The sequence below is a fragment of the Micromonospora sp. NPDC005203 genome, assembly GCF_042872705.1.
Classification (GTDB): domain Bacteria; phylum Actinomycetota; class Actinomycetes; order Mycobacteriales; family Micromonosporaceae; genus Micromonospora.
Window position 1 is genome coordinate 305,113 of sequence record NZ_JBIAKV010000005.1, and the last position, 26,358, is coordinate 331,470.

Sequence of the window (26,358 nt, forward strand, 5' to 3'; positions counted from 1 at the left end):
GCCCCTCACCCGCGCGTGAGCAGCACCTTGCCGAAGTGGTCGTTCGACTCGACGAGCCGGTGCGCCGTCGCCGCCTCGCTCATCGGCACCCGCCGGTCCACGATCGGTCGGACCGTGCCGGCCTCGATCAACGGCCACACCTCGTCCCGTACGCCCTGGACGATCTCCGCCTTCTCGGCCGGCGGTCGGGAGCGCAGCGACGTCGCCGCAATGCTCGCCCGTTTGGTCATCAGCGCGCCGAGATCCAACTCGCCCTTGCGCCCGCCCTGCATCCCGATCACCACGAGCCGGCCGCCGCTGGCCAGCGCGGAGACGTTCCGGCCCAGGTAGGACGCGCCCATGATGTCCAGGATGACGTCCGCGCCCCGACCGTCAGTCGCCTGCCGGACCTCCTCGACGAAGTCCTGCTCCCGGTAGTCGATCGTGTGGGACGCGCCCAGCTCCCGCAGCCGGGAGTGCTTGGTCTCCCGGGCGGTGGTCAGGATCGTCGCGCCGAGGGCCGCCCCGAACTGGACCGCGAAGGTGCCGATCCCGCTGCCCCCGCCGTGCACCAGCAGCGTGTCACCCGCGCCGAGCCGACCCACCTGGATCAGGTTCGACCAGACCGTGCAGGCCACCTCCGGCAGCGCCCCGGCGTCCACCGGGTCGCAGGCCGGCACCGGCAGCAACTGCCCGGCGGGGACCGCGACCCGCTCGGCGTACCCGCCGCCGGCCAGCAGCGCGCACACCTGCTGCCCGACCGCCCACCCGGCGACCTCCGACCCCACCTCCGTGACAACCCCGGAGCATTCCAACCCGGGGTACGCGGACGCGCCCGCCGGCGGTGGGTAGTGCCCCTGCCGTTGCAGCAGGTCAGCACGGTTGACCCCGCTGGCCCGCACATCCACGATCACCTCGTCGGGGCCTGGCTCCGGGTCGGGCACCTCGGCCCAGACCAGCGCGTCGGGTCCACCGGGCTGCGGAATGGTGATGGCTCGCATGAACCCAGTCTTCCCGATCTCCGCGGGTGCCGCAGGCGCAACCACAAGGCCACAGTGGACGGCCCGGACGGGCTGGTCACCGTGTTCGGGGAGGGACGCCGGGCCGTCCGGCGGAAGCCGTGGCAGACTGTGCGTGGCCGTACGCCCGCGGGTGGCGGCCCAGGAGGGTTCGCCTAGTGGCCGATGGCGCTGGTCTTGAAAACCGGTAAGGCAGCGATGTCTTCGTGGGTTCGAATCCCACACCCTCCGCCCCTCTGGACAGCAAAAACGCCCCCTGACCAGCGCGAACGCTGGCCGGGGGGCGCTTCTGTGAATAGCGAGTCAGTCTCACTTAGTCCCGTTCGGGGCCGCCGCGTCTCACTCGTCGCGGCAAATGGGCGGCAAAGTTTCATCGGCCGGTCGGGCGCTCTCGTGCTGGTCAGGAGTGGCTAGCGCAGCCTCGATCCGCTTCCGTGCGGCCTCGTCCTGACCGTCGATGCACGAGGCGTAGACCTTGAGCAGGACGTGCACGCTGTGCCCTGCCCACTCGGCGACCTGGGTAGCCGGCACGCCGGCATTGAGCCAGAGCGACACGGCAGCATGCCGCAGGTGGTAGGGCACCCGTGCCAGGACGGAGCGTTGCTGAGCGGGGGTAAGGGCCTGTTCCCGTGCCTGCCGCCAGGCTCTCAGGTAGGTGCTCTTCGTGACGGGGCCAGGCCGTGAGCCGGGCGCGTTGAACATCCGCCCGCCCGGGTTGCCGTAGTGCTGCCGATGGTGTCGCAGGATGCGGACAAGTTCAGGGCAGGCCGGCACGTCGCGCGTCGCCTTTTTCGCTCGGTGCTTTAGCTCTCGGTCCTCGCGCATTTCGCCGCTGTCGCTCCATTCCTCGCCGACGTGTTGCGTTGACCCGCTGAGGTGAAGCCACCCCCAACCCTCTTCGGGAAGCTCGCATTCGTCGTCTCTCAGGTGCATTACCTCAGACGGTCGGAGCGCTGCGAAGTACATGCACGCGAAGAACCCCGCTAGGGCCGGATCTCGATCGCTCACGGCGGCCAGCAGTAAGCGTGCTTGCTGCGGATTCGCCACAACCTTCCGGTCGATTTTCTCTTCGTTTTTCGGTGCTCGCCACTGGACGAAATCCATCGGGTGTGCGTCGAGGTATCGCAGCTCCACCGCGTATTTGAGCGCGCTATAGAGGACGGCTCGCTTGCGGGCAACGGTGTTAGCGGCGGCCGGCCCGCCGTCGAGCCGGGTCGCCAGGGTGTCAAGCGCCTTCCGAATTGTGGCCGCGTTCGCTAGTTCGGTCAGTGCAAGCGTGTTGGCCTTAAGCCACTTGACGGCTGCTGCCAGGTCGGCCGGCGGATCGGCGTCCCGCTGCGACTTGTTGAAGATCCACGTATACAGCGCTTTCCGGATCTCGGCATCGGGGGGCGCGCCCCGCGTGCTGCTCAAGAATGCTGGCGTCACAGTCGTGAGGGCGTCGGCGATGCTCTTTCGCTGGGTCGCGGCGGCCCGGGACCATTTCATGTCGACGAACGCCACCGCGACTTCGTACCACGTTCGGCTGTTCAGTTCTCGCGCCATCGGTTCCGGCAGGCCGGTCGGCTTGTCGAACGCAATTCCCTCGCGCTGCGCTATGACGAGGCGCGATCGGAAGCTCTCGGCCATTGCTCGCGTTTGAAACGTCTTGCCGAATTCGCGCCCGGCTACCTCCCACCGGACGCGATAGCTCTTGCGATCCTTGCCGGTCTTCCGGTCGCGTCCCTGGTATTCACGGGTTGCCCAGATGCGTACCTCGTAGGTGCTCATGCTGCCTCTTCGTGGTCGTTGAGCCAGTTGTCCAGGTCGCGGCGGCGGACGTACAGGCTGCCGTTCGGGTACTTGATGGTTCGGGGCGCGCGGCCGGTGGCCTTCCAGCGGAAGAAGGTCGAGCGGGGTACGCGCAGTTCGTCCAGGACTTCGGCGAGGGTGAGCAGGTTCCCGGTCGGGGTGGTGCGCTTCGGGGTGGTCATGGGCGGGTGCCCTCCCTCGGGGTGGCGTGGAGGTAGATGCGCTGCAACAGCGGGGATCGGCGGTCGGGGTAGGGCCGGCTGACCTGCTGGATGTGCAGCACTCGGGCGATGGCGTCGAGCGCTGCGGCTGTTTCAGTGGGGGTGCCGTGCAGCCTGATTCGCACGGTGAGGGCCTTCCGGTCGGCGCGGGTCGCGTGTGGAGGGTCGGCTAGGCGATGCGGCAGGAGGGCGTAGGGCGGCCCACTGAGAGCGCCGTAGAGGCAAGATCCAGGGCTTCCGGGTGTAAGGCATAGGGCCTAGTGCTCTCGGGGGCTCTCAGCGGGTCGCTTCCGGGGGTTGTCGGCCGGCGGTCGGTGCCGGCAGGCGGCGGCGGGAGGCCGGGAAGCGCTGACACGCTGACAGCAGGGCCTGCTAGTGACGTTTCCGCAGGTGAGCGGCGGTGTAAAGCTGTCAGCGGGGTGCGCTGACAGGCGCTGACAGCGCTGACACCTCACGGGCGGCGGCGGGGATTGTCAGCACCTGTCAGCGGCTGTCAGCGCGGGCCGCTGACACCTTCTCGGGTGCTGTGAGCTGCGGAAACGTCGCCGGGCGTGGCGATTGTCAGCGTGTCAGCGTTTCCGGGGTCGTCTCCGGCAGCGCGGGGGTGCAGCTCGTAGCGGCCGTCCGGCCCGTTGCGGACCCACCCGAGGGCGATCAGCTCGTTGAGCACGGCGATCACCTCGTCGGACTTCGGCAGGCGGCGGGCGACCCGGCGGTGCGCTTCGCGGCGGGTGAAGGTGGTCATGCCCTTGGTGGTGAGCACCCCGAGCAGGTACCGGGCTTTCTCGATCGCGGTGTCACTGCCGATGGTGGTCAGCGCGGCCCGGTAGTGGGCGGCGAAGAACTCGGCGAGGCGTACCGCGTCGGCCATCCGGTCGGCGTCGATGGGTTGCCGCCACGCGTCGGCGGGGTGGTGGGCGACGTGCAGCAGCCCGGCCAGGCGCAGCGTCGCGCCGGAGAGCTTGTTGCCCCACTCGCGCATGTCGTACAGGCTCCCGCCGGGCCGTAGCTCGGCCTCCACGGCCTCGGCGGCGGCGCGGCGCACCGTGGCGGCGTCGTCGGTGAGCACGACGACGGCGGGGTCTTCCCACTCGGCGAACGTGGCGGCCAGGTCGTGCACCCGGTGCCGGTAGCCGGCGGTGACCTGCTCGGCGATCGGTGGTGTGTCCACCGCCCGATACCCGGCCAGGGAGCGCGGGAGGGCGAACAGGAACCGGGCCGGCAGGCCGCGCCCGGCGAGGTCGGCGTTACCGCCGAACTTGCGCAGCACCGAGGGTTGGGCCATCACGCAGACGGTCAGGGCCGGTTTGTCGACCGAGACACCCTCGCGGGTGATCCGTTCGTTGCTCATCGGCTGCCCCGCGTGACCCTTGAGGTACGGGTCGAGGTTCGGCGCTCCGGAGTACCGCCCCGCGAGGGTGTCGAAGATGCCGCCCTCGTCCGAGATGATCGCCATGCGTCCGCCGTTGGCGGCCATCAGGTTGATGAGGACTTCGGGGGTGGCGTCGTCCACGATCAGCCGGGGCAGGCCGGGAACGGTGATCGCCTCGGCCGCGATGGCGGCGGCCACCGCCTCGGCGGCGGCATCGTCGCGCTTGCTCGGGTCGGCGGCCTTGGCCGCTTGGGCTTTGGCCTGTTCGGCGTGCCGGTCGGCGATGTCCCGCAGCGCGGCGGCCTCCGCGATCCGAGGTCGCATCGCCTCGCCCAACGTCGACTGAGCGGCGAACAGCGGCGCGGTCATCGCCCGGTGGACAGGGCTCTTGCGTTCGCCGGGGCCGGCGATGACGGCGGCGAAGATGTTCACCGGCTCGCGCCACCCGCCGACCGGCTCGACCTCCAGGCGGCCACCCGCGCACGCGGAGAGCACGGCCACGGCGAGGGTGCCGGCCATCGCGGGATCGGTCTGGGTGAACCGGGCGACGCCGGTCACCATGTCGCCCAGCCAGCGGGGGAACACGTCGACCGGGAACGGCGGCGGCACGGTGGACGGCCCGGTCAGGGGCACTGGAACATCCCACAGCGGGCCGGCACTGCCCGGGGGTGCGTCCGTGTCGTCGAGCTGGTCGGTGACGAGGTGAAGGCGGGCGGGCGTCATGCGGCACGTCCTTCCGGTGTGGATGCGGGCAAGCGGGGATTGGTGACAACCGGGGTTGTCGCCGTGCGCGCCAGCTCGGCGAGCACGGCCATCTGCTCGGGCATCCCGCGCGTGCCGTCAAGCGGCCGGCGGGCGTGCGGCCAGACGGCGGACACCGGGTCGGCGTAGTCGCGGCCAGCGAGCACGGTCACAGTGCCGGCCACGTCGATGCCGAGGCGGCGTGCTTGCGCGTACAGGCGCGGCGCGGTGACGGCACCCGGTTGGCCCATCCGCAGCTCGTACGGCTCGATCACGGTGTCCGCAGTGAGCAGCCCGTATCGGGCGGACAGGATGACCAGCCGCCCACCGATCCGGTCAGCCGCCCTGCGGCACGCGCGGTGGTAGCTGCCGGTGTACATCTGCCCGGCCGGCGCGGGCCGGTCGAGCTTTGCGCTACCGCATCCCACGATCACCACCGCGTCATTGCGGCCCATCACGCTGCGGCGCGTCCGGGCGTTTACCGGGTCGGCGTATGCCTTGCTGGCGGCCTGCCGGGTGGTGCCGGTCGCTCGGCCGACCTCGGCGTACGACCATCCGTCGTTGAGCACGAGGTCCACCGCGATCCACTCTCGGGCTTCCCGGCACGCGGCCTCCAACGCGGCCAGCGCGGCGAGGATGCCCGAGGGCGTCCGGGCAGCGGCTAACGCGGCGGCGTGGTCGCCCACATAGCCGGCCGCTGGGTGGAGCTGGGGCGCGCGGTGACAACTGCGGTTGTCGGCGGGCCGGTTCACGCGGCGACCGTCCGGGGTCGCTTGCTGCCGGCGGTGAGGCCGGATCGGACGGTGCGGTACGCCTCGGCGGTGCGCAGCCCGGCCGTCACGCCCGCCTGTTCCAGCACGCTTTGGGCGTCGTCCTCGCCGAGCGCCCCACCGGCCGCGAGTTGGCCGAGGGCCACGGCGGCGATGTAGAGCGCCCGGTTGCGTTCCCCGCTCGCGGCGGTGGTGACGCGCTCGACCTCGCGGGTGACGGCGGCCCGCACGTACCCGCCAGCGCGGCCGGTGCCGAGGTCGACCACCACCGGCCGCTGCGGCGGCAGCGGAGCCGGGGTGAGCAGTCCGGCGAGCCATCCCGCGAGCGGCGCCGGGTCGGTGTCCAGATCGACGGTGTAGGGCCGTCCGGCGACCGTTGAGCCTGCGGCGACCACGTATCCGCCGTGGGCGCGGGTGTCGACCATCGGGCCGAGGGTTCCGGCGGTGTTGCGCAGGTCCGGGCCGGTCGTCGGGTGCTGGTAGTAGAGGTGAGTGCCGCCCCGCCCGGTGCGGACGGTGTACGTCGGGTCGATTCCGGCCAGGTGCCGCGCGGCCAGGTCGGCGAGGGTGTCCAGCCCGGTCCGGTTGGTGGTGTCGTCCTTTGACACGTCCAGATCAACCACCAGCAGGCACGACGGTCCACACGCGATGCCGATGCCGTAGGGGCGGGCGGTCCACGCTCGGCGGATGCGGTCGGGGTCGGTGGTAGCGCGGGGCTCCCATCCGAGGTGGTGACCGGCGGCGCGGCAGCGCGGGTCGCGGCCGGCGCAGTCGTCGGCGGTGTGGTCGGGGAACGCGGGTCGCTTGTCGTCGGGGCGTAGCGGGAAGACGTGCCAGCCGCGTTCGGCGTGCGCGAGCGCGGCGGTGAGTAGATCGGTCACGGGTTGCTCCTGTTCACGCGGGTCGGCGGTGGGCGCGGGCGGTGTCGAGGTCGATCAGCGCCCCACCGCCGGTGTTCGGTTCGCGGGCAGTCCGGGTAGCGGTGGTGGCGATGTTGAGTCGCAGGTAGAGGCGGTAGCGGCCGGCATCGGTGCCGGTCAGCGCGTGGCGGGTGCCGCGTTGCACGAGGTGCCCGGCGGCGGTCAGGACGGCGGTGGCGGCGTCCAGCTCGGCGCGGGTGCCGGTGAGCCACACCTCAAGCCCGTTGAGGCCGGTCACCGCCCAGCCCTGCCGGGTCGCGGTCGGGCGGTGATCGCGGCGCGGGTCACGGCCTGGCGCAGGTCGCCGAGCAGCCCGACCAACTGCCGGCGCGCGGCCAGCTCGGACGGTGCGAGCGCGACCCTGACGCGCACCTCGGCGTGTTCCCGCCCGGCGGCGGTGCGGACCCTGACGAGGACGGCGCGGGAGCGGCCGGCGACGTCGACCACGATTTCGTCGGAGCGGTGCTCGCCGAGGTTGCAGCGGTGGTCCATGCCGCACCACTCGGTGTGGCCGGTGGCGCGGCGGTTCATTGGTTGCCGGCCCGGTACTCGGTGCGGATGCGTTCGATGACGCGTCGGCCGACGCGTACGCGCTTGCCGGTGCCGGCGCAGCGGGGGCACTCGCGCTTGAGTCGGATGATCCGTCCGCGCCGTTCCCCCGCGCCTTTGCAGCGGCGGCAGGGGCCGAACGGGACGGCGTAGCACTTGATCAGGTAGAACGCTGCGTAACCGAGGATGATCAGGCTAGCTAGCGCGGCGACGGTCAGCATCAGATGCCTCCACAGGCCGTTTTGAGGGTGCGAGCAGCCGACGCCGCTAGGTGCTAGGGCGCTGGCCAGGAAATGTTTGGGTCGCTAGCGGTGCCGCTAGGTCTAGCGGTGGGTGCCGCTAGACCTAGCGGCGAATCTCGGCCTACTTGGGGCCGGCGGTACCGCCGTCGCGGTCACGTCGAGTGATCGCGTCGAGGACGTGAGCGCGGGTGATGCCCTTGCGGTTGGCGGCCTCGCCGGTGTCGGGGTCGGTGCCCCACACCTGGCCGGTCTTCACCCCGTGCGGCTTGAGCGTCTCGCGGAGCTGATCGGCGGTGAACCCGTTGTAGACGGCGGGCCGCAGGCCGGCAAGGCGCTCCACGATGACCGTGGACCACAGCTTCGGGTCCTCATCGCTCATGACCGCGATCACGTCCTCAAGGATCGTGTCCCGGCGTACCGCCTCGGTGCTGACGGTGTGCCCAGCGGCGTGGCCGGTGATGTTGCCGGCCCGCTCCCGCAGCACCCGCGCCCGCGCCACCACCGTCTTGGCGGTCGGGCCGTCGATCTCGAACGTGCGGGTGATCGTGGGGTCGTCGCCCTCACCGGCCAGGTAGCCGATGCCCTTGTCCCGCTTGGCGAACATTGTCGCCCGGATGCCGCTCTTGAACATCGACTGACCGAGAACCATGTCGTTCTCCCGGTAGCCCATCACCTTGAGGCAGAACCGCAGCACCGCGTTCGCGCTGATCCCGGTGGGCAGGCTCTTGTCGTCCGGGCGCTGGGTGGCCGGGATCAGGGTGATCCCGGTCGCCGGTCCGCGCTTGATCAGATCGGTGCAGATCTCCTCGAACTCGTCGCCGTACTTCGGGTGCTCGAACCAGATCTGGCACTCATCGATGCCGATCACGATCGGGTGCAGCCCCAGCGACTTCTTCGAGGCCAGCGCGTCAGTGACCTTGTTCTCCGGGCACAGGTCGGCCGGTAGCTCCCGGATCACCTTCGTGCGCCGCCGCATCTCGGTGCGGACCTCCCGCATCGCGGCTATGCCGTACTCGATGTCCTCTTCCTCGTCACCGGCGCGGTAGCGGTGCGCGACCGGCTCCAACGGCGACAGGTCACCGGTGCCCTTGAGGTCAAAGGCGAGGATCCACGCCCGTGCGTCGAGGCACGCCCCGAGCAGGGCCAGGCGCAACGCGAACGTCTTCCCCATGCGGGGAATCGACCCGATGATCATCGAGGCGAACATCAGGGTGAGGGTGACGGACCGGCCGCGCGGGTCGGTGCCGAACGCGAACGGCTTGAACAGGTTGACCGTGCCCGCCTTGAGCAGCGGCCAGGGGTTCTGCTTCGCGCGGGACAGGTCCTTGTCGGCGACGAACAGGACCAGCATGCCGGGGTGCACCTCGGCGTTGACCTCCGGCCATACACAGCCGAGGGGGCGGGTCAGCGCGGCGGCCAACTCTTCGCGCTTGTCGACCACCGCCGAGGCGGTCACCCCGCGCGGTAGCTCCACCTCGGCGCGCCACCCGGTGCCGTTCTCCCGCACAATGGGTGCGGTGAACCACCGCTTGCCGTTGTCGCCCCGGCGGATCGCGTCGTTGATGCCCTTGATGTTCAACGCGGCTAGGGCCGTGAACACCTCCACCGAGGTCAGCGGCGCGGCGGCGGTGCGGACCACGGCGGTGTCGAGTAGCGGCCGGTCGGTCGGCGCGCCGACGAACCCGAACACCGTCACCACCACCGCCAACGCGGCGAGCTGCGCGGCACCCGGGGCGACCAGCAGCACCCCGGCCAGGGTGAACAGCGCCAGGATGGCGGGGATCGCGGTCAGGCCGCGCCACCGCACCCGCCGGTCCCGCTGACGCGACAGGCCCTGGTACGTCTTGGCCTCTTCCGGCTTGTCGATCGCGGCGCGTACGACTGACTGGCGGACCGGCTCGCCTTCCAGGTCGAACAGCCACCGCCCGTACAGCCGCCCGACCCGGCCCACGCCGCGCGGGGCGTGCCACGCGAGTTTGGCGGTGTACTTCGGCAGGCGCAGCGCGTGGTAGCCGGCGGCGTGAGCGGCGAACCCGCCAGCCCATGCCACGTTCCCGCCGAACTCCGTGCGGGAGCGCAGCCACCCGGGCACGATCGGCACCCGCTGCGCGTCTCGGAACCCGGCGAGGGAGAAACGCGGTCGGCGCTGCGCCTCCACGCTGTCCACCAGCACCGGCCCGCCCTCGGGCGGGTCGTCGTCCAGGTTGCTTCCGTTACCGTCGTCCGGGGTGACGGAAGCCCCGCGGCGTGACCGGGCGGCGTCGAGGTCCACCACCTCGGCATCCGGGCCGTCAGGGTCGCTCAGGTCGTTCTCGGCGGCCTGCCAGTCGAAACGGTTCTCATCAGGGGCAGTCATGATGGGGCTTCCTCCAACGGTCGGGAGATCGGTAGGGGGCCGGCGGCGCGGCGCGGGTTGGTAGCCAGGTGGCCGCGCCGCCGGGCGGGTCAGGGGCGCGGCGGGCGGGTCGCGATGGCGGTCACCGCGAACGCGACCGTGCCGACCGTGTGCAGCACACGGCCCGTGGTGTCGTCGGCGGTGAACATGAGTACGAGGTTGGCCAGGGCCAGCGCGTTGAACAGGTGCCAGATGCGCATCGGGCGGGGTGTCCTTCCGGGGGTGAGGTGCGGGCTAGCGGCTGCTGGTGGGCGGGCAGTCGCCGCAGGTCGTGGGCGGGTTGGCGTTGCCCCACAACGTGGCGTAGTGCTTGCCGCAGGGCAGCAGGACGGTTCGGGAGTGCGCGGCAGCCGCGCGGCGGGGGATCATGGGTGTTCTCTCCCTGAGGTCTTCGGGCCGATGGGCAGGGGACCGGCGGCGCGGCGCAGGTTGGGAAGCCGAGTGGCCGCGCCGCCGGGCGGCGCTAGTCGTGGTTGCGGACGAGGTGCGCGAGGGCAGCGCCCATGCCGAGCACTGCGACCGGGAGGCAGGCGACAGCGGTGGTGATCCACCACGGGGCCGAGGTGACTCCGGCGGCCTCCAACAGGTGGTAGGCGACCTGGCCGAGCGCGCCGATGGCGAGGGAGCCGAGGGCGGACCACTTGGCGAACCGGCGTGCCCGCTCGGGCACCCGTCCGGACAGCCACACGTAGAGGGCGTACGCGCCGTACGTCTCCACCCCGATCGGGAGCGTGATCGCCGAGTTGATGGAGAAGCTGTCCCAGATCCCGGGTAGCGGGTGCACGATGCCGAACCCGGTGAGTCCGCCGAGGCCAACCCACCCGGACCAGATCGCCACGAATGCCGGCAGCGCGAGGAGTACCACCGGCCACACCACCGCCGAGCGGGTCGGCGCGGGCGGGGTGGGCGTGTCCGGGCGACTGACCGGCGCGACCTGCTCGACTGGCTCGGGAGGCGTGATCTCCGGCGAGAGGGTCGGGTCCGGTACGACCGGCGGCGCGGGCTCGGGTGCGGCCGGGGCGGGTGCCGGATCCAGCTTGGCCGGCTCGGTGGTGTCGGCCGGCGGCGCGGCGGGCTCGGCCTTGAGCAGCGCGAGCAGTTCACCGGCCCTCGGGGCACCGATGCGGAACTCCCGCATGAGCCGGTTGCGCGACGGGAACACCTCCCCGTCCGGCAGGTCCAGCGCGCGGGCGGCGGGCAACAGGTCTTCGATGGGTTGGGGGTAGCGGGTGCCGTTGATGGTGGGGGCGGTCATGCTGCGTCCTCCTGGGGAAGGCGCACGCAAGGCATTCGCCCAGCGAGCGCGGGATGAAGTAGGGCCGCACCGTCTGACAGGTCCGGCAGGTGCGGCGGGCCGTGAGGGCCTTGCCGATGGCGGCGCGCTGCGCGGGGGTCGCGGTGCGCTTCGGCGCGGCCAGGTCCAGCCGGTAGAGGTAGGCGGTGCGCGTGCCGCCGACGCCGCGCCAGAGCACCTGAGCGGCGATCGGTTGACCACCGGGGCGTAGGCCGGCGGCGGTCAGTTGGCGGCGGGTGGCGTAGCCGGGCGGGGCACCCTTCCACCAGTAGGTGGGGATGCCGTACCGCGATCCGTCCGGGTCGAAGTAGGCGGCGCGGATGCGCGACATCAGGTCGCGTCCCGGCGCACCCGGTGGACGTGCATGGTGTCCGGGTTGACGAATTCCTGTTCGCCCCACGGGTTGCGGTAGCGGACCCGCCAGGTGTCCGTGCCCCAGAACGGCGACCAGCCCGCCCAGTCGACCGCGATCACCCGGTCGGCGGCGTGCCGTGCCGTCCCGGGTGGGCCGGCGCTGGCGAGCAGGTCCCCGACCCGTAGCCGGCTCGGCGGCAGCGATTCCAGGTCGGCGCTCGTGTAGCGGTAACGGGTGAGGTCTACCTCGTTCATCAGCTCACCTCGCCTAAGCGGCGCGGCGCGGGTCGGTGCGGGTGTTCAGGTCGGTCGCGGTACGGGTGACGCGGGCCTCGGCGCGGCGCAGCCGCCGCCAGTCCAGCGGGGTCGGGCCGCCGTGGTCCTCGGCGTAGAGCATCGTGATCTCGGCGTCCAGCACGTCCAGTTCGGCCGCGATCAGCGGCCACTCCGCGTCAATTGCGGCCAGGTCGGCGGCGGTCGGTTCGGCGGTGATGAGAGCAAGTCGGTTCCGCACGGGAAACCTCCGGGAAGTCGTCGCAGCGGGGGAACCCTCGGGGTGCCGGTGGTGACGCAAGCCCGGCGCCGGCGGGGTTGCGTCAGCCGTTCGTGACGCAAGCCGCCAGGCGGGATACGTCTCGTCGATGGGCATCCGTCACCACCGGCACCCCGAGGTCATGCAGTGCGCGCTAGCCGCTTCACTCGCCCCGCTCACCCGGGACCTACCGGGGTCGACCACCTGTGTGGCTCAAGGCAGGGATGCTGCTCAGCGGCCCTACGCGCACTCATTCCTGTCGCTGTGAAGTTGAGAAATAACGACCTGATCCGGCGGCCCATGGGCGTACGGCAACTACGTGCCGCCGTTCCCCGGACCCTCCGGCCGGCTGCCTTGCATCCTGAGCTTAAGTCCTCAAGAGGACTTGAAGAGGACGCTAGAGGTCCATCTCTAGTGGTGTCAAGAGGTCTTGAGGACTTAAGCTGTTGGGCGAGTCCGAAACCTTCAAGGGAGGGCCGCGTGGCCAGCAAGTACGACCGGATCGCGGATGATCTACGGCGGAAGATTCACGCGCGGGAGCTGACGCCTGGTGCCCGGCTTCCCGCCGAGACCGCGCTCATGGAGCAGTACAAGGTGAGCCTGCCAACCATGCGTCAGGCACTTGCTGTCCTGCGGGCAGAAGGGCTGATCGAGTCCCGCCATGGGCACGGAACCTACGTGCGGGAGCCGCGTCAGCGGGTACGGCGCACGAACGAGCGCTACCAATGGGAGAAGGATCGAGCGCAGGCCAGCGAGGATGAGCGCCGTAAGACAGGCGCGACCGAGCACGACACTGGGCTGACGGTGGATGACTTGGAATTCTTCGCGACCTATGACGACTCGGAAACTGCGGATGAGCGAATTGCAGAAATCTTCAAAGTCGCGCCCGGTACTCGACTACTGCGCCGAACTTACCAAACTAGGTTACGTCGGGAGAACGTCCCGCTAAGCACGGTAGATTCCTATCTGCTGTATGACGTGGTTCGTCTGAACCCGGCCCTGCTTGACGAGAACAACGAACCGTGGCCCGGTGGAACGCAAAATCAGCTTTCCACCATCGGTATCGAGTTGGACCGGATAGTAGATGAGATCACAGCGCGCCCACCCCAAGGAGACGAGGCCGAGCAACTGGATGTACCGCCCGGAGTCTCCTTGATTGTTCTGCGTAAGATATCAATCGACACTGAAGACCGGGTTGTAGAGCTTTCAGAAATCCTCATGCCGGGAGATCGCTACGAGCTTCGCTACACGACTCCACTGGCGCGGTGGTCTTGATGAGCAACCTGATATCCGTAATAACGCCCGTCTTCGGTCGCAGCCTCGAATACTTGGCTGAGGCGTACGAATCGCTAGCCGCTCAAGTCATGCCCGAGGGGTGGCATTGGGAGTGGCTCGTCCAAGAGGATGGGCAGACCGGGCAGGTTGAGGCGGCGCTGCCGCCCGATGGCCGGATTAAGGCAGGTAGCGGACGTAGGGGCGGCCCCGGCGTTGCCCGAACGGTTGCGCTCGCACGAGCCAAGGGCAGCCTAGTCAAGGTCCTAGACGCTGATGACCAGTTAACCGAGGGCGCTCTAGAGCGAGACATCCGGGTGTTATCAGAATTCCCCAATGTCGGATGGACGGTATCGCGCGTATTGGACCTCATGCCCGACGGGGCAACTCGCGGCTTCCCGGGTGATCCCTTAGCCGGCCCCCTCGCGCGGGGAGCTGTCTTTGAATATTGGACGGCTCATAGCTACCGAGCGTCAGTACACCCTGCGACTATGTGTATCCGACGAAGCTTGGTTGTTGCGTTGGGTGGGTGGATGGCATTGCCCGCATCAGAGGACACAGGACTCTTAATGGCGGCCGATGTTACTAGCGCTGGCTATTTCATTTCTGAGCCCGGCCTGTTGTATCGGAAGTGGCAGGGCCAAGCAACGAGCCAGGCTGAACACATCGAGCCGGGAGAGTGGATGGCTCGCATGAGCATAATTGAGGGCAGAGCGAGGGCGCTTCAAACCCTATTTCCGTAGCCAACAACGCAAAAACCTTTCACGCGGCGGCGGGGCACCGATGCGGCAGCCCTTCCAGCCGCCATCGCGGTGCCCCGCTCTCGTAGGGCATCTCATCGGTACGGTGCCCGATCAGTCGAGCCCGTCAGCGCTCCTCCCCGAGGAGCATCCGCTAAGGCGGCGGGCGGCATATCGGCGGTAAGCATCCTGACTGGATCACCGTTCACGCAGCTCAGGCGGCTGTCGGCAACGGTCTTGAAAACCGGTAAGGCAGCGATGTCTTCGTGGGTTCGAATCCCACACCCTCCGCCCACCCGGACGCCGAGCTTGATCCACTCGGCTTCCCGGAAATCGGGGTGTCCCATGCTCAGGGATGCCCCGACTGCACTGAACCCGAGTGGATCATCTGCGTCGGAGGCCGCGCGGCGGGCTGCGAGTAGGCAGCGACGGCCGCCTCATCGCGGCCTACGGTCGGGGTACGCGATGTACCCGGCACGGCGAGGTGCCTCCTGGCGGATCAGCAACCCACCCCTGGCCAGCGCGTCGAGCGGCTTCGTCGAGCCGCCGGCCTCTCCCGCGAGCAACTTGCCGGCCTCGCCGGACTGTCGCCGACCACGATCAAGTTCGTGGAGAACGGGCCTCGGAGCCTGACCTTGCGGGCCGCCCAGCAGGTCGCCCCGCAGCGTTTGCGGGAGGCTCGCGATCTCATCGAGCCCCGAGTCGCCGATGGTGGCAACGAGTGGGCCGAGATGCTGGCCGACCTGCATCTCTGTACCGCATTGACGCGGGCTCGTACCGGTGATCAGGGTGCCTGGTCCGACTGGGATGCCGCTCGTCGGGTGGTCGAGCAGGCCCTGCCGACCGGCTTCGTTGGTCTTCGGACCCGGGTGTCGCGGCCGCTGGTCGACGTGTACGCGGTGATGTGCGCGGTCGACCTGGGCGACCCTGACGAGGCACAACGGCGGGCGCACTCGCTCGACCCGGCGTTGATCCCGTCGACCGAACGGCGGGGCCGCCACTACGTCGAGTTGGCGCGCTCGGCCGACCTTGAGAGGACTCAGGAGGCAACGCTGCACCTGGTGGGCCTCGCGGAGTCCACCTCTCCGGAGACGGTCCGTTATTCACCAGCGGCTCAGGAGTTGGCGGGCCGGCTGGCCCGGGAGGCACCAGCTTCCATTCGCGCCGAGGCGATCCAGTTGGAGAGCAGGATCGCGGTGCCGGAGCTGTAGGGGTACCTCCTGTCGCAGCACCGTCAGCCGCTGGTCGATGCCGATCGACTGGTCCACGCCTCGTAGCTGAGCAGCACGGCGAGGAACGCGGTGAGCAGGCCGAGCGCGGCCAGGTCGGGCAGGTACCGACCGACGGGCAGCAACGGCAGCGCCGCGACGGGAGCGACGAGCTGCCCCGGTCGCACAAACCGGACGCTGAGACTCAGGAACGTCGCCCGGCCCGCGAGGAACAGGGCGGTCCCCCCGAACAACGCGACGGCAGGCATCCAGGACGAGCTGCCGTGGGATTCCTCATGTGCCAGGCCGGCGAGCACCTGCTCGACTCCCAGTGCCACGTAGATGGTGCCGGCGAGTACCGGAAAGTGGGCGACGCTGTAGGCGTCGGCACCGACGTGGGCCCGCCGCAGCCCGGACTCCGTCGTCAACGCGTGCCTGGAGGTTGCCGCGCTCGCGGAGTAGAGCCAGTACAGGCACACGGTGACGGCCAGTGTGAGGAGCGCGGCCAGCAGGATCGGTCCACGGATCCGCTCAACCCCGACGCCGGCGGCGACCGAGATCAGGGATTCGCCGAGCGCAATGATCACCACGAGGCTGTGCCGCTCGGCGAAGTGGCTTGGACTTCGCACCGGCCACCCGCTCAGCATCGAGGACACCACCCCGCCGCCCATGTCGATGGTGAGGGCCAGCGCCCAGAGCAGGATCTGTGCGGTGCCGCCAAACACGGCGCCGAGGACGAGTGGAATCCAGGACAGCGCGGTGGAGAGGGCGTAGAGGCGAATTGTCCGGCGCAGCTGCCGGTTGCCTGTCTCCACCCAGCGGAAGAGAACCAGGTCGATAATCCGAAGTGCGATGTAGGCCAGCACCAGGATCAGCCGGGATTGCGTAGTACCCGGTCCGGTCCTCCAGACGTCGGGAATGACGAGAGCGATGAGGAAGACTGCCGCCATCGCGACGGTGACGCCGGCACGGATCAACCCGACATCGATCCGGACGTGGTTGCCCAGCCAGGAGTAGACCAGCCAGGAGATCCAGAGCAGCAGGAGGACGAGGAATCCCTGCACCAGCGACACCGGCGCGGGCCGCTGACTCATGAACGTGGTGACTCGGACGAGTCCGAAGACGAACACCAGATCGAAGAAGATCTCGAAGAGAGTTGTTCGGTGAGACTCCGAGGTCGTCATCGGCCGTGCCCCGAAGATCCGCGCCATGAAATCATCCTGGCGGTTCATGGCGAAGCGGTTCGTTGCCCCGCCTCCCGGTCACTCCGGCGGGTCGGTGGCCTGCCGCTCCCGGCGGATGGTCTCGTCGGCCAGTCGTTCGACCGCGCGTCGGCGCTCCCGGGCGAGCGACTGCTCGTCCGGCTTGCGGAGCGCGGTGACGACGGCGATCAGGAAGTCGCGCCAGATGCTCAAGAAGTTCCCCCGTGGACGTTGCGGCGATGATCGTATCCGCGCGGGTGGTCCCGACAGTGCCCCAACCGGTCGTTGGCGGCCCTGAAACGGGGTAAGAAGGGGCTGATATCTCCGCACACCGGAAGGACGCGTCCTGATGACCCTGGAACGACCGATCGCCCCGGACCCGTACGAGCTGCTGCCGACGCTGCCCTCGTTCACGCTGACAAGTGACGACGTGCAGAACGGTGAGCCCATGGATGCCCGGCACGCGCATGGCAGCACCGGGGGGGACAACGTCTCGCCGCAGCTCGCCTGGTCGGATTTTCCGGCCGGGACGAAGAGCTTCGCGGTGACCTGCTACGACCCGGACGCACCGACCGGCAGTGGCTTCTGGCACTGGGTGCTGGTGAACGTGCCGGTCGGCGTCACCCAACTGCCCAGCGGCGCGGGCGGCGCGGCGGGCACCGACCTCGGCGGGGCGTTCTCGGTCCGCAACGACTACGGCGAGCAGGGCTACGGCGGTGCGGCGCCGCCGCCCGGCGACCGCCCGCACCGGTACGTCTTCGCGGTGCACGCGGTAGACGTCGACCGCTTGGACCTGACCCCGGACGCCAGCCCCGCCTACGTGGGCTTCAACCTCACGTTCCACACCCTGGCCCGAGCGGTGATCCGCCCGACGTACCAGATCAAGGACTAACCCGTACCCCGCGATCTTGCACTTTCTGCCCCTGGCATTCTCCGCATAAAGGGACGTTAGGGCGACAGAAAGTGCAAGATCGCGGGGGCGAGAGCTGTGGCGCGCGGGCGGGGGGTTAGGACGGGACTCGGGCCACGGCGAAGACGGACTGGCCGAACGGGGGGCGGACGAGCTGCTCGGCGGCCTTGGTGGCGGGCAGCACGAGGGTGTCGTACACCTTGACCATCGGGCCCTCCTTCGGCATCAGCCGGAAGACCTTGGTGGCCATGAAGTAGCCGATCAGCCCCAGCGCGTTGGCGTAGTGCATCTTCTCGATGGTCAGGCCGGCCTCGGTCATCGCCGCACCGAGGGTCTTCTTCGTGTAGCGGCGGACGTGCCCGGTGGCGATGTCGGCCGGACCCATCGCGAACTGGAACGCCGGCACGATGATGATCACAGCGCCGCCGGGTCGGACCAGGTCGCGCATGCTGCTCAGTGCGCCCACATGGTCCTCGATGTGCTCCAGGACGTTGTACGAGACCGCGGCACTGTAGTCGCCCCGGTCGTTGTGGGGCAGCAGCATCTGCCGGACGTCGATGTTCGGCCGGTCGGCGAGGCGCTCCTTGAGCTGCACCAGCCGGTCCGGGTCGGCCTCGGTCGCGGTGAACCGGGGCAGCAGTTCGGACCACTCCAGCGCGTAGTCACCGAGGCCGCTGCCGATCTCGATCGGGTCGTCGCCGAGGTACGGCAGGGCCAGCTCGATGAACCAGCGACGGTGGTTGACGGCGGTCGCCAGGCCTTCCAACACCTCGGACTGAACGCGCTGATCCCCAGTGATTTCTGCCATGCGTCGATTCCTCACGATATGAACTCGACCCGTGCCTGGACCGACAGAGTGAATCATCCGCTGGGACGGCAGAAGAATCGGGGCATCGGGGGTGGCCGAATTATGGTCGGGGGTGGGCTCGTGATCGGCGGTCGGCGAACCCGGCACATAGTACGGCAGTACCCCGAAACATGTCACGGCAGCGCCATGCCCTGACTACGCTGGGAATTGTCATGACTACTCCTGAGCCGGACTCGCCCAGCGGCAGCGACGGTCCGGCCGTGGCGCCGTCGGTGCAGGGGGAGTCGGGTCGCGTCCGGCCTCCCCGCAGGGGGAAGTGGACCGATCTGGTCGCCGTGCTGAGCTTCGTGGTGCTCGGCCTGTGGGTGACCGCCCGGCTCTGGTTGGACCCCGGCAGTGGCGTACGGGACAACCAGTCTGATCAGTCGCAGTTCGAATGGATGATGGCGCACGGTGCGCGAGTCGTGACGCACTTTGCGTATCCGTTCCATTCCAATCAGATGAACGTCCCGGACGGCGTGAATTTGATGGCCAATACGTCCGTCTTATCCGTTTCGCTCCCACTGACGCCCGTCACCCTGCTGCTGGGGCCGAGAGTGGCATTCCTGGTCTTTCTCACCGTCGGCATGATTGCCACCGCCACCGCCTGGTATTTCCTGCTCTCCCGGGTCCTGATCGGCAGCCGCGGGCCGGCGTGGCTGGGTGGTGGCTTCAGCGCGTTCGCGCCGGCCATGGTGTCGCACGCCAACGGGCACCCGAACATCGTGTCGCAGTTCGTCGTCCCGTTGATCATTTGGCGGACCCTGCGACTCGGCGAACCGGGCCGCTGGCTCCGCAACGGGATCCTCCTCGCGCTCGTGATCGTCTGGCAGGCCTTCCTCAACCTGGAGATCCTGCTGATGACCGCGATCGGGCTGGGCCTGGTCATCGGCGTACTCGCCCTCGGTCGTGCCGAACTACGCTCCCGTACCCGGTCCTTCCTCGCCGGCCTCGCCGTCGCGGCCGGGCTCGCCGCGCTGCTGCTGGCGTACCCCCTGTACGTGCAGTTCTTCGGACCGGACGCGTACTCCGGGCTGTCCCGGCTGATCCGCGGCTACTCCAGCGACCTGGCGTCTTTCGTCGCGTACTCCCGGGAGGCGCTCGCCGGCAGCCCGCGCACCGCCGCCGGTCTGGCCAAGAACCCGACCGAGGAGAACAGCTTCTTCGGCTGGGCGTTGCTGGTGCTGGTGATCGCCCTGGTCTGGTGGTTGCGGCGCTCGGTCGTGGTGCTCGCGCTCGCCGCGCTCGGGCTGCTCTTCGCGGTGCTCTCGCTGGGCCGGGAGGTCCGCTTCGACAACCGGGGTACGGGGGTGCCGGGACCCTGGGCGGCGCTGGAGAATTTGCCGATCCTGCACTCGGTGGTGCCGACCCGGTGGGCGTTGGCGATCACCCCGATCATCGGGCTGCTCCTCGCCTACGGCGCCGAACGTGCCCGCGAGCTGGCCGGCTCGCACCCGGCCGCCAGGGGGCAGGTCCGCTTCGTCACCGCCACCGTGCTCACGATGGCCCTGTTGCCGATCGTCCCTACTCCGCTGCCCGTGACCCACCTCGACCCGGTTCCCACGTTCGTGACAAGTGGGGCCTGGCGTCCGTACGTGACAGGCGGGCGCAGCGTGGTGACCCTGCCGTTGCCGGACAGCACCTACGCGGAGCCGCTGCGATGGGCTGCGGAGACCCGGCTGGACATGCCACTGGCCCGTGGTTACTTCCTCGGTCCGGACACCCGCCCGAGCGCCGATCCCCCGCGCGTCGCGTTGTTCGGTGCCCCGCCCCGCCCCACCAGCAGCTTCTTCGCCACCATCAGGCGTACCGGGGCGGTGCCGCCGATCACCCCGCAGGCACGGGTCCGAGCGGTCGACGATCTGCGCTTCTGGCGAGCCGGGGTGGTCATCCTCGGGCCGCACGAGCACGAGACCGCGCTGCGTCGGGGGATGACCGAGCTGACCGGGATCCAGCCGGTCCGTACCGGGGATGTGTGGGTGTGGGACGTCCGGTCGCTGACCGACTGAGCGGTGCGGCCCAGCCCAGCCCGGCCCGGCCTAGCGGACGCAGCAGCCCTGGCAGACCTTCGGCCGGGGCAGGGTGAAGGCGAGGCAGCAGGTGCGGCGCTGCACGGTCGGCTCGCCGGTCGGCCCCGGCACCAGCTCGATCAGGTCGGCCAGGTCGAGCGCGCCGAGCAGCGTGTCGATGCTCTGCACCGTCGAGCCGGGCAGGCCGTCGGCGGCCCGCAGGATGCCGTGCGCGATGCCGGAGGCGACCGAGCCGAGTAGCGTCCGGGTGCCCACCCGGACCTCCGACTGGATCGCCGTGATGAGCGGTGCGAGGTGCGCGTCGAGCAGTGACGCGCGCAGCGCTGCCAGCAGCTCCGTCTCGTCGGCGACGACCCGCACCTCCGGCAGGCCGGCGAGAGCCAACGGGTCGTTCGGCAGCACCGCGACGGTGGTCCCCCGACGCAGACCCATGGTGAGCAGCTGCCGGTGGTCCTCGAAGTGGATCAGCACGTCGGCCGGATCGACGAGCGGCACTCGGCGGGCGGAGGCCCAACCGAGCACGACCGGCAGCGCCGTCCAGTAGCTGTACGACTTCCAGGCCAGCGCCGCGCACGCGTGCGGGGTGCCACCCCAGCGGACGGCGGCGCCGCGCAGCAACTCCGGCAGCCGACTGCCGTCGATCAGGGTGGTGGCGGGCGCCCAGTCGAACTCGTCGTCGACGACAAGGCCCCGGGCGAGCCCGGGAACGTCGTCGGTGCCGAACATGGCCCGCAGCGCTGCGGTGACGGGGGCGAGCGGCGTGGTGGAGACCTCGCGCCGTGGCATCACCGCTGTCACCTGAGTCGTCCCCTGTCTGCGTGACCGAGGAGTGCGCCCCGGCGGACGAACCAGTGCCGTCCTGAGCTAAGGCTAGCCTAACCAAGCCCCTGACCGTAAGGGAAGCCTCACCTTGGTCACATCCCAGACGCCCAGGTCACTCCCTATCCGACGGGAGTAGCGCTTCGCGTACTACCCGGAGTCAGTGCTGGGAAACGCGACCGCACGATCGATAGCCATCGGTGGATTGTCAAGCGGTGTGTCGAAAAGATGCCAGTTGCGTGTGTGCTCGGGCACGGAACGTGAAACTTATAGCCCCGGCCATGAGGAAGCCGATGACGACCTCACCCCTCGAACGGGCTGCCGACTCCTTCGCGGCCGAACTCGCCAGGCAACGGACCGGCCGTGGGTTGTCCAAGAAGCAACTGGCGGTCCTGATGGGGTTCGACCCGTCCTACGTGAGCCACGTCGAGGGGCGCCGACACCGCCCGACCGAGGACTTCGCCCGCCGCGCGGAGGCCGTCCTGGAGGCCAGCGGCGCGATCTGGCAGCGCTTCCGGGAGTACGACGACCTGCGGCACGCCCGGGCGGGTCAGCCGCACCGCGAGTCGCACCTGCCCGGCCAGTGGCTGCCACCCGGCACCGGCCTGGTCGTGGAACGGGAGCTGGCCACCCTCACCCACACCGACGACGGCTACCGGTGCGTCATCCATCGTGAGTTGTACAACGCCGGCACCGAGCCGGTCACCCGCTACCTGGTCCGGGTCGCTGTCGACCGCTTCCCGAACGACCCCGGCCGCTCCAATCGGCACCACCGGGAACACCCGCTCACCTTCGCCGAACTGCAGCTACAGGCCCGCCGAGACGACGGCGGCGGCGACCCGGAGCCGATGCACTGGCGAGCCAAGCACGATCGGGACGCGTTCAAGGAGATCTGGCTGCTCTTCGAGAACGGGGAGCGACGCTTCCCCCTCTACCCGGGCGACCGGGCCACCATCGAGTACGCCTACAGCGTCGGGCACGAGAAGTGGGGTCCCTGGTTCCAACGAGCCGTCCGACTGCCCACCCGGCGGCTCGCCGTACGCCTGGACCTGCCCGCGACGCTCGACCCGCAGGTCTGGGGCGTGGAGACCTCGCTCAGCGCGGAGGAGGGCCCGCTGCGGACGGCGCCGCAACGCCACGACGAGGGCGACCGGGTGATCTACGACTGGCAGACCGACGACCCTCCGCTGAACGCGCGCTACCGGATGCAGTGGCGGTTCCGCGCCCGCCCGGACACCGAACCGGACATCGGCCCCGGGGGCACCCGGATCCGACCCAGCGACCGGATGCGCGGCCTCGGCATCGTGCAGCGCGGGGACGACCTGCTCCGGCAACGCGCCCGCCCGTTCGACCTGCCCGGCGAGGAACACGTCGCCCGGGATGTGGTCGACCGGCTCACCATGGCCCTGGCCCGGCTCGACGAGCTGCACCCGTTCAGCAAGGGAGTGGGCGTTGCCGCGCCGCAGTTCGGCATCGGCCGCGCGGCCGCCGTGGTGCGGCCCCCCGACCGGTCGGCGGAGCCGGTCGTGCTGCTCAACCCCCGGGTGGTCGACGCCGACCCGGAGACCGACGAGCAGTACGAGGGCTGCCTGTCCTTCTTCGATCACCGAGGTCTGGTGCCCCGGCCGCTGCGCCTGGACGTGGAACACGCCCAGTGGGACGGCAGCCGCATCATCACCTCGTTCGAGTTCGGCATGGCCCGGCTGGTGGCCCACGAGATCGACCACCTGGAGGGCCGGCTCTACGTCGACCGAATGGCACCCGGCGTGCCGCTGGTGCCGGTCGAGGAATACCGCGAGACCGGGCACCCCTGGCGTTACTGACGAACGAGGGGACCGGGGCGCGTGCCCCAGGGGGCAGGGGCACGCGCCCCGGTGTGGGGGGAGGAACGTCTAGAGGTCACCGAAGGTGTCGTAGCGGATGCGCGGCGGCGGCACCTCGTCCGCGGCGAGCACCCGCAGCGTGGACCGGACCATCCGGGCCGAGCCGGAGACGTAGCAGTCGTGTGCCGTCCACGGGCCGTACCGGGCCACCACCTCCGGGATGTCACCCAGCTCACCGTCGAAGTCCGGGTCGTCGCTGCACGCCGCGGTCACCGACAACCACGGGTGTACGGCGACCAACTCCTGCAACCCGGCCAGGCCGTACAGGTCCGCTGCCTGCTGGGCGCCGTAGAAGACGTGCACCCACCGGGTGCGGTTGAAGGTGGCGAGATCCTCCACGAGCGCCTTGATCGGCGCCAGGCCGACACCGCCGGCCACACAGAGGATGTCCCGTTCCGAGGTGCGGTCCAGGGTCATCGACCCCATCGGCGCCGCCAGGCGGAGCAGGTCGCCCGGCCGCACCCGACGCACCAACGCACCGGACACCCAACCGGCTCCCGGCGACCGCACGTGGAATTCCAGCACGCTGTCGTCGTTGGGCGCGTTCGCCACCGAGTAGTTCCGCCACTCCCGGGGATGGTGGCGCGGCACCTCCAGGCTGACGTACTGCCCAGCCTGCCAACGCAGTGGGTGCTGCAACGCCTGGCAGGTCAACACCGCGGTGTCCGGACCGTGGCGCTTGTGGGTCAGCACCTCGGCGTGCCAGAACGGCGGACCGTCGTCATCCGCCGCCCCGGCGACCATCAGGGCGGCGACCGCCTCGTACGCCTCCCGCCACGCCTGGTCGTACTCCAGGTTCCAGCCGTCGCCGGCGATCCGGCGCAGCGCGTCCAGCAGTGCGGTGCCCATCGTCGCGTAGTGCCTCTCGTCGACGTGGTACTTCCGATGGTCGCGACCCAACCCCCGGAGGAACGCGGCGAAACTCTCCGGATCGTCGACCGTGTGGATCGCCCTGATGATCGCTTCCAGCAGCCGGTCGCCCTGGCCGGTCATCTGCACCGGGAAGAGGTGCCGCAGGGCGGGGTCGAGCAGGAACACCTGGGCGTAGAAGTGCTCGGTCAGTCGGGCCCGATCGTCCTCGACCAAGGTCCAGCTCTCCTTCAGCAACCGTGCGAGGTTGTCCACGGGCGCTCCTCCTCCAGTCGACAGCGGATCGGGCACCCATAGAATCTCCACGGAGAGTGTCTACTGGTCGCACAGAATGTGCGATCGGCTCATGCTGACGGGTCGGCCGTGCCACCGGTGCCGCCCGTCGGGCAGAGTGGTGCGGTGACCGTTGAGCTGACCCGCCCGGTGTCCCGCCGCCTGCTGGGCACCGAAACGTTGCTGGTCCTCGGCCTGTCCCTCGGCCAGTCGGCGGTCTACGCGGTGGTCTCGATCATCGCCAAGCTGACCGCCGAGGGTCCGCTCTCGAAACAGACCGCCTCGCTGAACACCTCGGCATCGGCCCGGCCGTGGCTGGACCTCACCTACCAGTTGCTCGGCATCGTCTTCGCGCTGCTGCCGGTGCTGCTCGCCGTACACCTGCTCAGCCGCAACCCCGGCGATCCGGCGGGGACCCTCGGCGTGGACGCCCGGCGGCCCGGCCAGGACCTGGCCCGCGGCGCCGGTCTGGCCGCGCTGATCGGCCTGCCCGGACTGGCCCTGTTCTTCGTCGCGGCCCAACTCGGCCTCAACGCCACGCTGGTGCCGGCCGCGCTGCCGCCGGTCTGGTGGGCGATCCCCGTGCTGATCCTCGCCGCCGTGCAGAACGCCGTGCTGGAAGAGGTGATCGTGGTCGGCTACCTGGTCACCCGGCTGCGGCAGCTCCAGTGGCGGCTCGCCGCGATCATCGCGGCCAGTGCGCTGCTCCGCGGCTCGTACCACCTCTACCAGGGCTTCGGCGCGTTCGTCGGCAACGCGGTGATGGGCGTGATCTTCAGCCTCTTCTACCTGCGGACCCGGCGGGTACTGCCGCTGATCATCGCCCACACCCTGCTCGACGTGGTCGCCTTCGTCGGCTACGCGTCGCTGCCCCGCGAGTGGTTCGACTGGCTCTGATCAGCGCCGGTAGACGGCCACCGTTCGAGCGGCGAGCCGGTCGGCCGCCGCCGCGTCCCCCAGCGCCGCCGCCAGCACCGCCGCCCCGGGCAGCAGCCGGGCCACCAGCCGCAACGCCACCCAACCGCCGGCCTGCGCGGTGAGCGGCGCGGCGAGCCGCCAGGCCGCCTCCGCCACCCGTGGCCAGGCCCCCTCGACCGGGTCGCCCGCCGTCTGCGCGGCAGTCAGGGCCGCCCGCGCGCTCGCCTCGTCCGGGTGTACCTGAGTCAGCACCAGCAGCTCGACGGCCCGGTCGGGATGCGCCGGATCCCTGCCGTACACCGCCGCCAGGTGCAACACCAGGTTCGCCTGCGTCCACAGCACCGAGGCAAGCTCGGCGAGCGGCGCGAAGAAGCCAGCCAGCGCCGCGGTCGCCCCACCCGCGCCCGCCGCCCGCACGTACCGCCGGGTCACCAGCCGGGCCAGGCCGTCCGCCGGAGCGTCCGGATACCTGTCCCGCAGCCGCGCGGCCCACTCGCCCGCGCCGGGTCCGAGCGACCGCACCGCGGCCAGCGCCAACAGCTCCGGCGCGAAGCCCGGGTGACCGAGCACGCGCGCGGCGACCGCCCGCAACTCCGATTCCGGGGTACGCCTCAGGGCCGGCACCAGGTCACCGACCAGCGCCGGGGTCGCGGTGGGCTGCGGTGCCGGGGTGGCCGCGGTGGGTGGGGCGCTCTGTGGTGGGGTCGCCGCTCGCTTGGCCGGCGAGGCGGCTCGTCTGGCGGGGGTGGTCGGGGTGGCGGGTTGGGTGGTCGGGCTGGCCGCCTTACTGGGCGTGGCTTTCCTGGGTGACGCGGCCGTCTTGCTGGCCGGGGCTTTCCTGGTTGGCGCGGTCGTCGTGCTGGCCGGGGTGGCTTTCTCGGGCGGCGCGGTCGTCGTGGCCGGGGTTGGCGCCTGGCTGGTCGGGCTGTCCGTCGTGCTGACCGCAGCAGGTACGGCCGGGGCCGTGGCGGTCGGCTTCGTGGCCTTGCGGGCGGTGGCCTTGCGGGGGGTGGCGCGAGCCGTCGGCGTGCGCGCCGACGCCGCAGCGGATGATTGCCGGCCGTCTGCGGGTGGGTTGGCCTGGTCCGCAGCCGCTGCGGGCTCGGGTTGGCCGGCCTGGCTGGCGGTGGGCGCGGGCTCGGGTTGGCCGGTCCGGTGGGCGGCAGGCTTCTCCGGTGGGCCGGCCGCCTGATCGGCGGCGGGCGTG

Annotated in this window: 30 protein-coding genes, 2 tRNA genes and 1 pseudogene; 10 read left to right on the forward strand and 23 right to left on the reverse strand. The window is 70.2% G+C overall.

Going from position 1 to position 26,358, the window contains the following annotated elements; all coding sequences use genetic code 11:
* Positions 1-5: 5 nt before the first annotated feature.
* Positions 6-980, reverse strand: a complete 975-nt coding sequence (locus tag ACFYPM_RS15110) for an NAD(P)H-quinone oxidoreductase (protein WP_387196174.1) — start codon at positions 978-980, stop codon at positions 6-8.
* Between the two features lie 162 nt (positions 981-1,142).
* Between ACFYPM_RS15110 and ACFYPM_RS15115 the strand changes: the two genes are divergently transcribed.
* A tRNA-Ser gene (locus ACFYPM_RS15115) sits at positions 1,143-1,229 on the forward strand.
* A 108-nt stretch (positions 1,230-1,337) separates the two neighbouring features.
* On the opposite strand, the gene ACFYPM_RS15120 is transcribed toward ACFYPM_RS15115, so the two are convergent.
* The 16 genes and pseudogenes from ACFYPM_RS15120 to ACFYPM_RS15195 all read right to left on the reverse strand — a co-directional run bounded on the left by ACFYPM_RS15120 (position 1,338) and on the right by ACFYPM_RS15195 (position 12,161).
* Positions 1,338-2,768: a tyrosine-type recombinase/integrase gene (locus ACFYPM_RS15120; RefSeq protein WP_387196177.1), complete on the reverse strand. Its 1,431-nt coding sequence runs from the start codon at positions 2,766-2,768 to the stop codon at positions 1,338-1,340.
* Positions 2,765-2,971: a helix-turn-helix transcriptional regulator gene (locus ACFYPM_RS15125; protein ID WP_387196180.1), complete on the reverse strand. Its 207-nt coding sequence runs from the start codon at positions 2,969-2,971 to the stop codon at positions 2,765-2,767. Before ACFYPM_RS15125 ends, ACFYPM_RS15120 begins: the two co-directional genes overlap by 4 nt.
* Positions 2,968-3,135, reverse strand: a complete 168-nt coding sequence (locus ACFYPM_RS15130; RefSeq protein ID WP_387196183.1) for a hypothetical protein — start codon at positions 3,133-3,135, stop codon at positions 2,968-2,970. Before ACFYPM_RS15130 ends, ACFYPM_RS15125 begins: the two co-directional genes overlap by 4 nt.
* Before the next feature lie 368 nt (positions 3,136-3,503).
* Positions 3,504-5,105 carry a YfjI family protein gene (locus ACFYPM_RS15135; RefSeq protein ID WP_387196186.1) on the reverse strand — a complete coding sequence of 534 codons (1,602 nt, stop codon included), beginning with the start codon at positions 5,103-5,105 and terminating at the stop codon, positions 3,504-3,506.
* Positions 5,102-5,875, reverse strand: coding sequence for a DUF6884 domain-containing protein (locus ACFYPM_RS15140; protein WP_387196189.1), 774 nt, complete (start codon positions 5,873-5,875; stop codon positions 5,102-5,104). The genes ACFYPM_RS15135 and ACFYPM_RS15140 overlap by 4 nt, the downstream gene beginning before the upstream one ends.
* Positions 5,872-6,774, reverse strand: coding sequence for a bifunctional DNA primase/polymerase (locus ACFYPM_RS15145; RefSeq protein ID WP_387196192.1), 903 nt, complete (start codon positions 6,772-6,774; stop codon positions 5,872-5,874). Before ACFYPM_RS15145 ends, ACFYPM_RS15140 begins: the two co-directional genes overlap by 4 nt.
* Positions 6,775-6,787: 13 nt before the next feature.
* Positions 6,788-7,051: a hypothetical protein gene (locus ACFYPM_RS15150; RefSeq protein WP_387196195.1), complete on the reverse strand. Its 264-nt coding sequence runs from the start codon at positions 7,049-7,051 to the stop codon at positions 6,788-6,790.
* The gene (locus ACFYPM_RS15155; protein ID WP_387196199.1) at positions 7,048-7,344 is read right to left on the reverse strand and encodes a hypothetical protein; all 297 of its coding nucleotides are present in this window, start codon (positions 7,342-7,344) and stop codon (positions 7,048-7,050) included. Before ACFYPM_RS15155 ends, ACFYPM_RS15150 begins: the two co-directional genes overlap by 4 nt.
* A complete protein-coding gene (locus ACFYPM_RS15160; RefSeq protein ID WP_387196202.1) occupies positions 7,341-7,583 on the reverse strand; it encodes a hypothetical protein in 243 nt (80 codons plus the stop codon). Before ACFYPM_RS15160 ends, ACFYPM_RS15155 begins: the two co-directional genes overlap by 4 nt.
* Before the next feature lie 142 nt (positions 7,584-7,725).
* Entirely contained in the window at positions 7,726-9,960 is a 2,235-nt protein-coding gene (locus ACFYPM_RS15165; RefSeq protein ID WP_387196205.1) for a cell division protein FtsK, read from the reverse strand.
* 89 nt (positions 9,961-10,049) lie between these two features.
* Complete coding sequence (locus ACFYPM_RS15170; protein ID WP_387196208.1) at positions 10,050-10,199, reverse strand: hypothetical protein; 150 nt, start codon at positions 10,197-10,199, stop codon at positions 10,050-10,052.
* Between the two features lie 34 nt (positions 10,200-10,233).
* Positions 10,234-10,368, reverse strand: a complete 135-nt coding sequence (locus ACFYPM_RS15175) for a hypothetical protein (protein WP_387196211.1) — start codon at positions 10,366-10,368, stop codon at positions 10,234-10,236.
* Between the two features lie 94 nt (positions 10,369-10,462).
* Positions 10,463-11,254 carry an ABC transporter permease gene (locus ACFYPM_RS15180; RefSeq protein WP_387196214.1) on the reverse strand — a complete coding sequence of 264 codons (792 nt, stop codon included), beginning with the start codon at positions 11,252-11,254 and terminating at the stop codon, positions 10,463-10,465.
* A gap of 13 nt (positions 11,255-11,267) precedes the next feature.
* Positions 11,268-11,624 (reverse strand): annotated as a pseudogene (locus ACFYPM_RS15185) (RRQRL motif-containing zinc-binding protein); the annotation flags it as partial.
* A complete protein-coding gene (locus ACFYPM_RS15190) occupies positions 11,624-11,902 on the reverse strand; it encodes a hypothetical protein (RefSeq protein ID WP_387196217.1) in 279 nt (92 codons plus the stop codon). The pseudogene ACFYPM_RS15185 and the gene ACFYPM_RS15190, both read right to left, overlap by 1 nt.
* A gap of 13 nt (positions 11,903-11,915) precedes the next feature.
* The gene (locus tag ACFYPM_RS15195) at positions 11,916-12,161 is read right to left on the reverse strand and encodes a DUF6284 family protein (RefSeq protein ID WP_387196220.1); all 246 of its coding nucleotides are present in this window, start codon (positions 12,159-12,161) and stop codon (positions 11,916-11,918) included.
* 498 nt (positions 12,162-12,659) lie between these two features.
* On the opposite strand from ACFYPM_RS15195, the gene ACFYPM_RS15200 reads away from it, so the two are divergent.
* The 4 genes from ACFYPM_RS15200 to ACFYPM_RS15215 all read left to right on the forward strand — a co-directional run bounded on the left by ACFYPM_RS15200 (position 12,660) and on the right by ACFYPM_RS15215 (position 15,402).
* The gene (locus ACFYPM_RS15200) at positions 12,660-13,454 is read left to right on the forward strand and encodes a GntR family transcriptional regulator (protein WP_387196223.1); all 795 of its coding nucleotides are present in this window, start codon (positions 12,660-12,662) and stop codon (positions 13,452-13,454) included.
* Positions 13,454-14,194 (forward strand): glycosyltransferase family 2 protein, encoded by a 741-nt coding sequence (locus tag ACFYPM_RS15205; RefSeq protein ID WP_387196225.1) that lies wholly within the window; start codon positions 13,454-13,456, stop codon positions 14,192-14,194. Before ACFYPM_RS15200 ends, ACFYPM_RS15205 begins: the two co-directional genes overlap by 1 nt.
* 208 nt (positions 14,195-14,402) lie before the next feature.
* Positions 14,403-14,479: transfer RNA gene (locus ACFYPM_RS15210), tRNA-Ser, on the forward strand.
* A 203-nt stretch (positions 14,480-14,682) separates the two neighbouring features.
* Positions 14,683-15,402: a helix-turn-helix domain-containing protein gene (locus ACFYPM_RS15215; protein ID WP_387196436.1), complete on the forward strand. Its 720-nt coding sequence runs from the start codon at positions 14,683-14,685 to the stop codon at positions 15,400-15,402.
* A gap of 23 nt (positions 15,403-15,425) precedes the next feature.
* On the opposite strand, the gene ACFYPM_RS15220 is transcribed toward ACFYPM_RS15215, so the two are convergent.
* Both ACFYPM_RS15220 and ACFYPM_RS15225 read right to left on the reverse strand, forming a co-directional pair.
* On the reverse strand, positions 15,426-16,610 hold the full coding sequence (locus ACFYPM_RS15220) for a low temperature requirement protein A (RefSeq protein WP_387196228.1): 1,185 nt from the start codon (positions 16,608-16,610) through the stop codon (positions 15,426-15,428).
* Between the two features lie 51 nt (positions 16,611-16,661).
* On the reverse strand, positions 16,662-16,814 hold the full coding sequence (locus tag ACFYPM_RS15225; RefSeq protein ID WP_387196231.1) for a hypothetical protein: 153 nt from the start codon (positions 16,812-16,814) through the stop codon (positions 16,662-16,664).
* 136 nt (positions 16,815-16,950) lie between these two features.
* Between ACFYPM_RS15225 and ACFYPM_RS15230 the strand changes: the two genes are divergently transcribed.
* Positions 16,951-17,493: a YbhB/YbcL family Raf kinase inhibitor-like protein gene (locus ACFYPM_RS15230; RefSeq protein WP_387196234.1), complete on the forward strand. Its 543-nt coding sequence runs from the start codon at positions 16,951-16,953 to the stop codon at positions 17,491-17,493.
* 115 nt (positions 17,494-17,608) lie between these two features.
* Here ACFYPM_RS15230 and ACFYPM_RS15235 read toward each other — a convergent pair whose 3' ends face one another.
* The gene (locus tag ACFYPM_RS15235; protein WP_387196237.1) at positions 17,609-18,319 is read right to left on the reverse strand and encodes a class I SAM-dependent methyltransferase; all 711 of its coding nucleotides are present in this window, start codon (positions 18,317-18,319) and stop codon (positions 17,609-17,611) included.
* A gap of 212 nt (positions 18,320-18,531) precedes the next feature.
* Here ACFYPM_RS15235 and ACFYPM_RS15240 point away from each other — a divergent pair, with 212 nt between their 5' ends.
* A complete protein-coding gene (locus tag ACFYPM_RS15240) occupies positions 18,532-20,367 on the forward strand; it encodes a hypothetical protein (protein ID WP_387196240.1) in 1,836 nt (611 codons plus the stop codon).
* A gap of 30 nt (positions 20,368-20,397) precedes the next feature.
* On the opposite strand, the gene ACFYPM_RS15245 is transcribed toward ACFYPM_RS15240, so the two are convergent.
* Positions 20,398-21,174: a hypothetical protein gene (locus ACFYPM_RS15245; protein ID WP_387196242.1), complete on the reverse strand. Its 777-nt coding sequence runs from the start codon at positions 21,172-21,174 to the stop codon at positions 20,398-20,400.
* Positions 21,175-21,500: 326 nt separating this feature from the next.
* Here ACFYPM_RS15245 and ACFYPM_RS15250 point away from each other — a divergent pair, with 326 nt between their 5' ends.
* Positions 21,501-23,030, forward strand: a complete 1,530-nt coding sequence (locus ACFYPM_RS15250) for a peptide deformylase (RefSeq protein ID WP_387196245.1) — start codon at positions 21,501-21,503, stop codon at positions 23,028-23,030.
* 69 nt (positions 23,031-23,099) lie between these two features.
* Here the strand turns inward: ACFYPM_RS15250 and ACFYPM_RS15255 are convergent, their stop codons facing one another.
* The gene (locus tag ACFYPM_RS15255) at positions 23,100-24,215 is read right to left on the reverse strand and encodes a globin domain-containing protein (RefSeq protein ID WP_387196247.1); all 1,116 of its coding nucleotides are present in this window, start codon (positions 24,213-24,215) and stop codon (positions 23,100-23,102) included.
* 144 nt (positions 24,216-24,359) lie between these two features.
* Here ACFYPM_RS15255 and ACFYPM_RS15260 point away from each other — a divergent pair, with 144 nt between their 5' ends.
* Positions 24,360-25,130 carry a CPBP family intramembrane glutamic endopeptidase gene (locus ACFYPM_RS15260; RefSeq protein WP_387196250.1) on the forward strand — a complete coding sequence of 257 codons (771 nt, stop codon included), beginning with the start codon at positions 24,360-24,362 and terminating at the stop codon, positions 25,128-25,130.
* On the opposite strand, the gene ACFYPM_RS15265 is transcribed toward ACFYPM_RS15260, so the two are convergent.
* Positions 25,131-25,775, reverse strand: a complete 645-nt coding sequence (locus ACFYPM_RS15265) for a hypothetical protein (protein ID WP_387196253.1) — start codon at positions 25,773-25,775, stop codon at positions 25,131-25,133. It lies immediately after the preceding gene.
* A 46-nt stretch (positions 25,776-25,821) separates the two neighbouring features.
* On the opposite strand from ACFYPM_RS15265, the gene ACFYPM_RS15270 reads away from it, so the two are divergent.
* On the forward strand, positions 25,822-26,343 hold the full coding sequence (locus ACFYPM_RS15270; RefSeq protein ID WP_387196256.1) for a hypothetical protein: 522 nt from the start codon (positions 25,822-25,824) through the stop codon (positions 26,341-26,343).
* The last annotated feature ends 15 nt before the right edge of the window (positions 26,344-26,358 follow it).

Coding starts and splice junctions, on each gene's coding strand:
- ACFYPM_RS15110 (WP_387196174.1), bottom strand. CDS start 980: ATGCGAGCCATCACCATTCCGCAGCCCGGTGGACCCGACGCGCTGGTC.
- ACFYPM_RS15120 (WP_387196177.1), bottom strand. CDS start 2,768: ATGAGCACCTACGAGGTACGCATCTGGGCAACCCGTGAATACCAGGGA.
- ACFYPM_RS15125 (WP_387196180.1), bottom strand. CDS start 2,971: ATGACCACCCCGAAGCGCACCACCCCGACCGGGAACCTGCTCACCCTC.
- ACFYPM_RS15135 (WP_387196186.1), bottom strand. CDS start 5,105: ATGACGCCCGCCCGCCTTCACCTCGTCACCGACCAGCTCGACGACACG.
- ACFYPM_RS15155 (WP_387196199.1), bottom strand. CDS start 7,344: ATGAACCGCCGCGCCACCGGCCACACCGAGTGGTGCGGCATGGACCAC.
- ACFYPM_RS15160 (WP_387196202.1), bottom strand. CDS start 7,583: ATGCTGACCGTCGCCGCGCTAGCTAGCCTGATCATCCTCGGTTACGCA.
- ACFYPM_RS15165 (WP_387196205.1), bottom strand. CDS start 9,960: ATGACTGCCCCTGATGAGAACCGTTTCGACTGGCAGGCCGCCGAGAAC.
- ACFYPM_RS15170 (WP_387196208.1), bottom strand. CDS start 10,199: ATGCGCATCTGGCACCTGTTCAACGCGCTGGCCCTGGCCAACCTCGTA.
- ACFYPM_RS15175 (WP_387196211.1), bottom strand. CDS start 10,368: ATGATCCCCCGCCGCGCGGCTGCCGCGCACTCCCGAACCGTCCTGCTG.
- ACFYPM_RS15180 (WP_387196214.1), bottom strand. CDS start 11,254: ATGACCGCCCCCACCATCAACGGCACCCGCTACCCCCAACCCATCGAA.
- ACFYPM_RS15190 (WP_387196217.1), bottom strand. CDS start 11,902: ATGAACGAGGTAGACCTCACCCGTTACCGCTACACGAGCGCCGACCTG.
- ACFYPM_RS15205 (WP_387196225.1), top strand. CDS start 13,454: ATGAGCAACCTGATATCCGTAATAACGCCCGTCTTCGGTCGCAGCCTC.
- ACFYPM_RS15220 (WP_387196228.1), bottom strand. CDS start 16,610: ATGGCGCGGATCTTCGGGGCACGGCCGATGACGACCTCGGAGTCTCAC.
- ACFYPM_RS15230 (WP_387196234.1), top strand. CDS start 16,951: ATGACCCTGGAACGACCGATCGCCCCGGACCCGTACGAGCTGCTGCCG.
- ACFYPM_RS15235 (WP_387196237.1), bottom strand. CDS start 18,319: ATGGCAGAAATCACTGGGGATCAGCGCGTTCAGTCCGAGGTGTTGGAA.
- ACFYPM_RS15240 (WP_387196240.1), top strand. CDS start 18,532: ATGACTACTCCTGAGCCGGACTCGCCCAGCGGCAGCGACGGTCCGGCC.
- ACFYPM_RS15245 (WP_387196242.1), bottom strand. CDS start 21,174: ATGCCACGGCGCGAGGTCTCCACCACGCCGCTCGCCCCCGTCACCGCA.
- ACFYPM_RS15250 (WP_387196245.1), top strand. CDS start 21,501: ATGACGACCTCACCCCTCGAACGGGCTGCCGACTCCTTCGCGGCCGAA.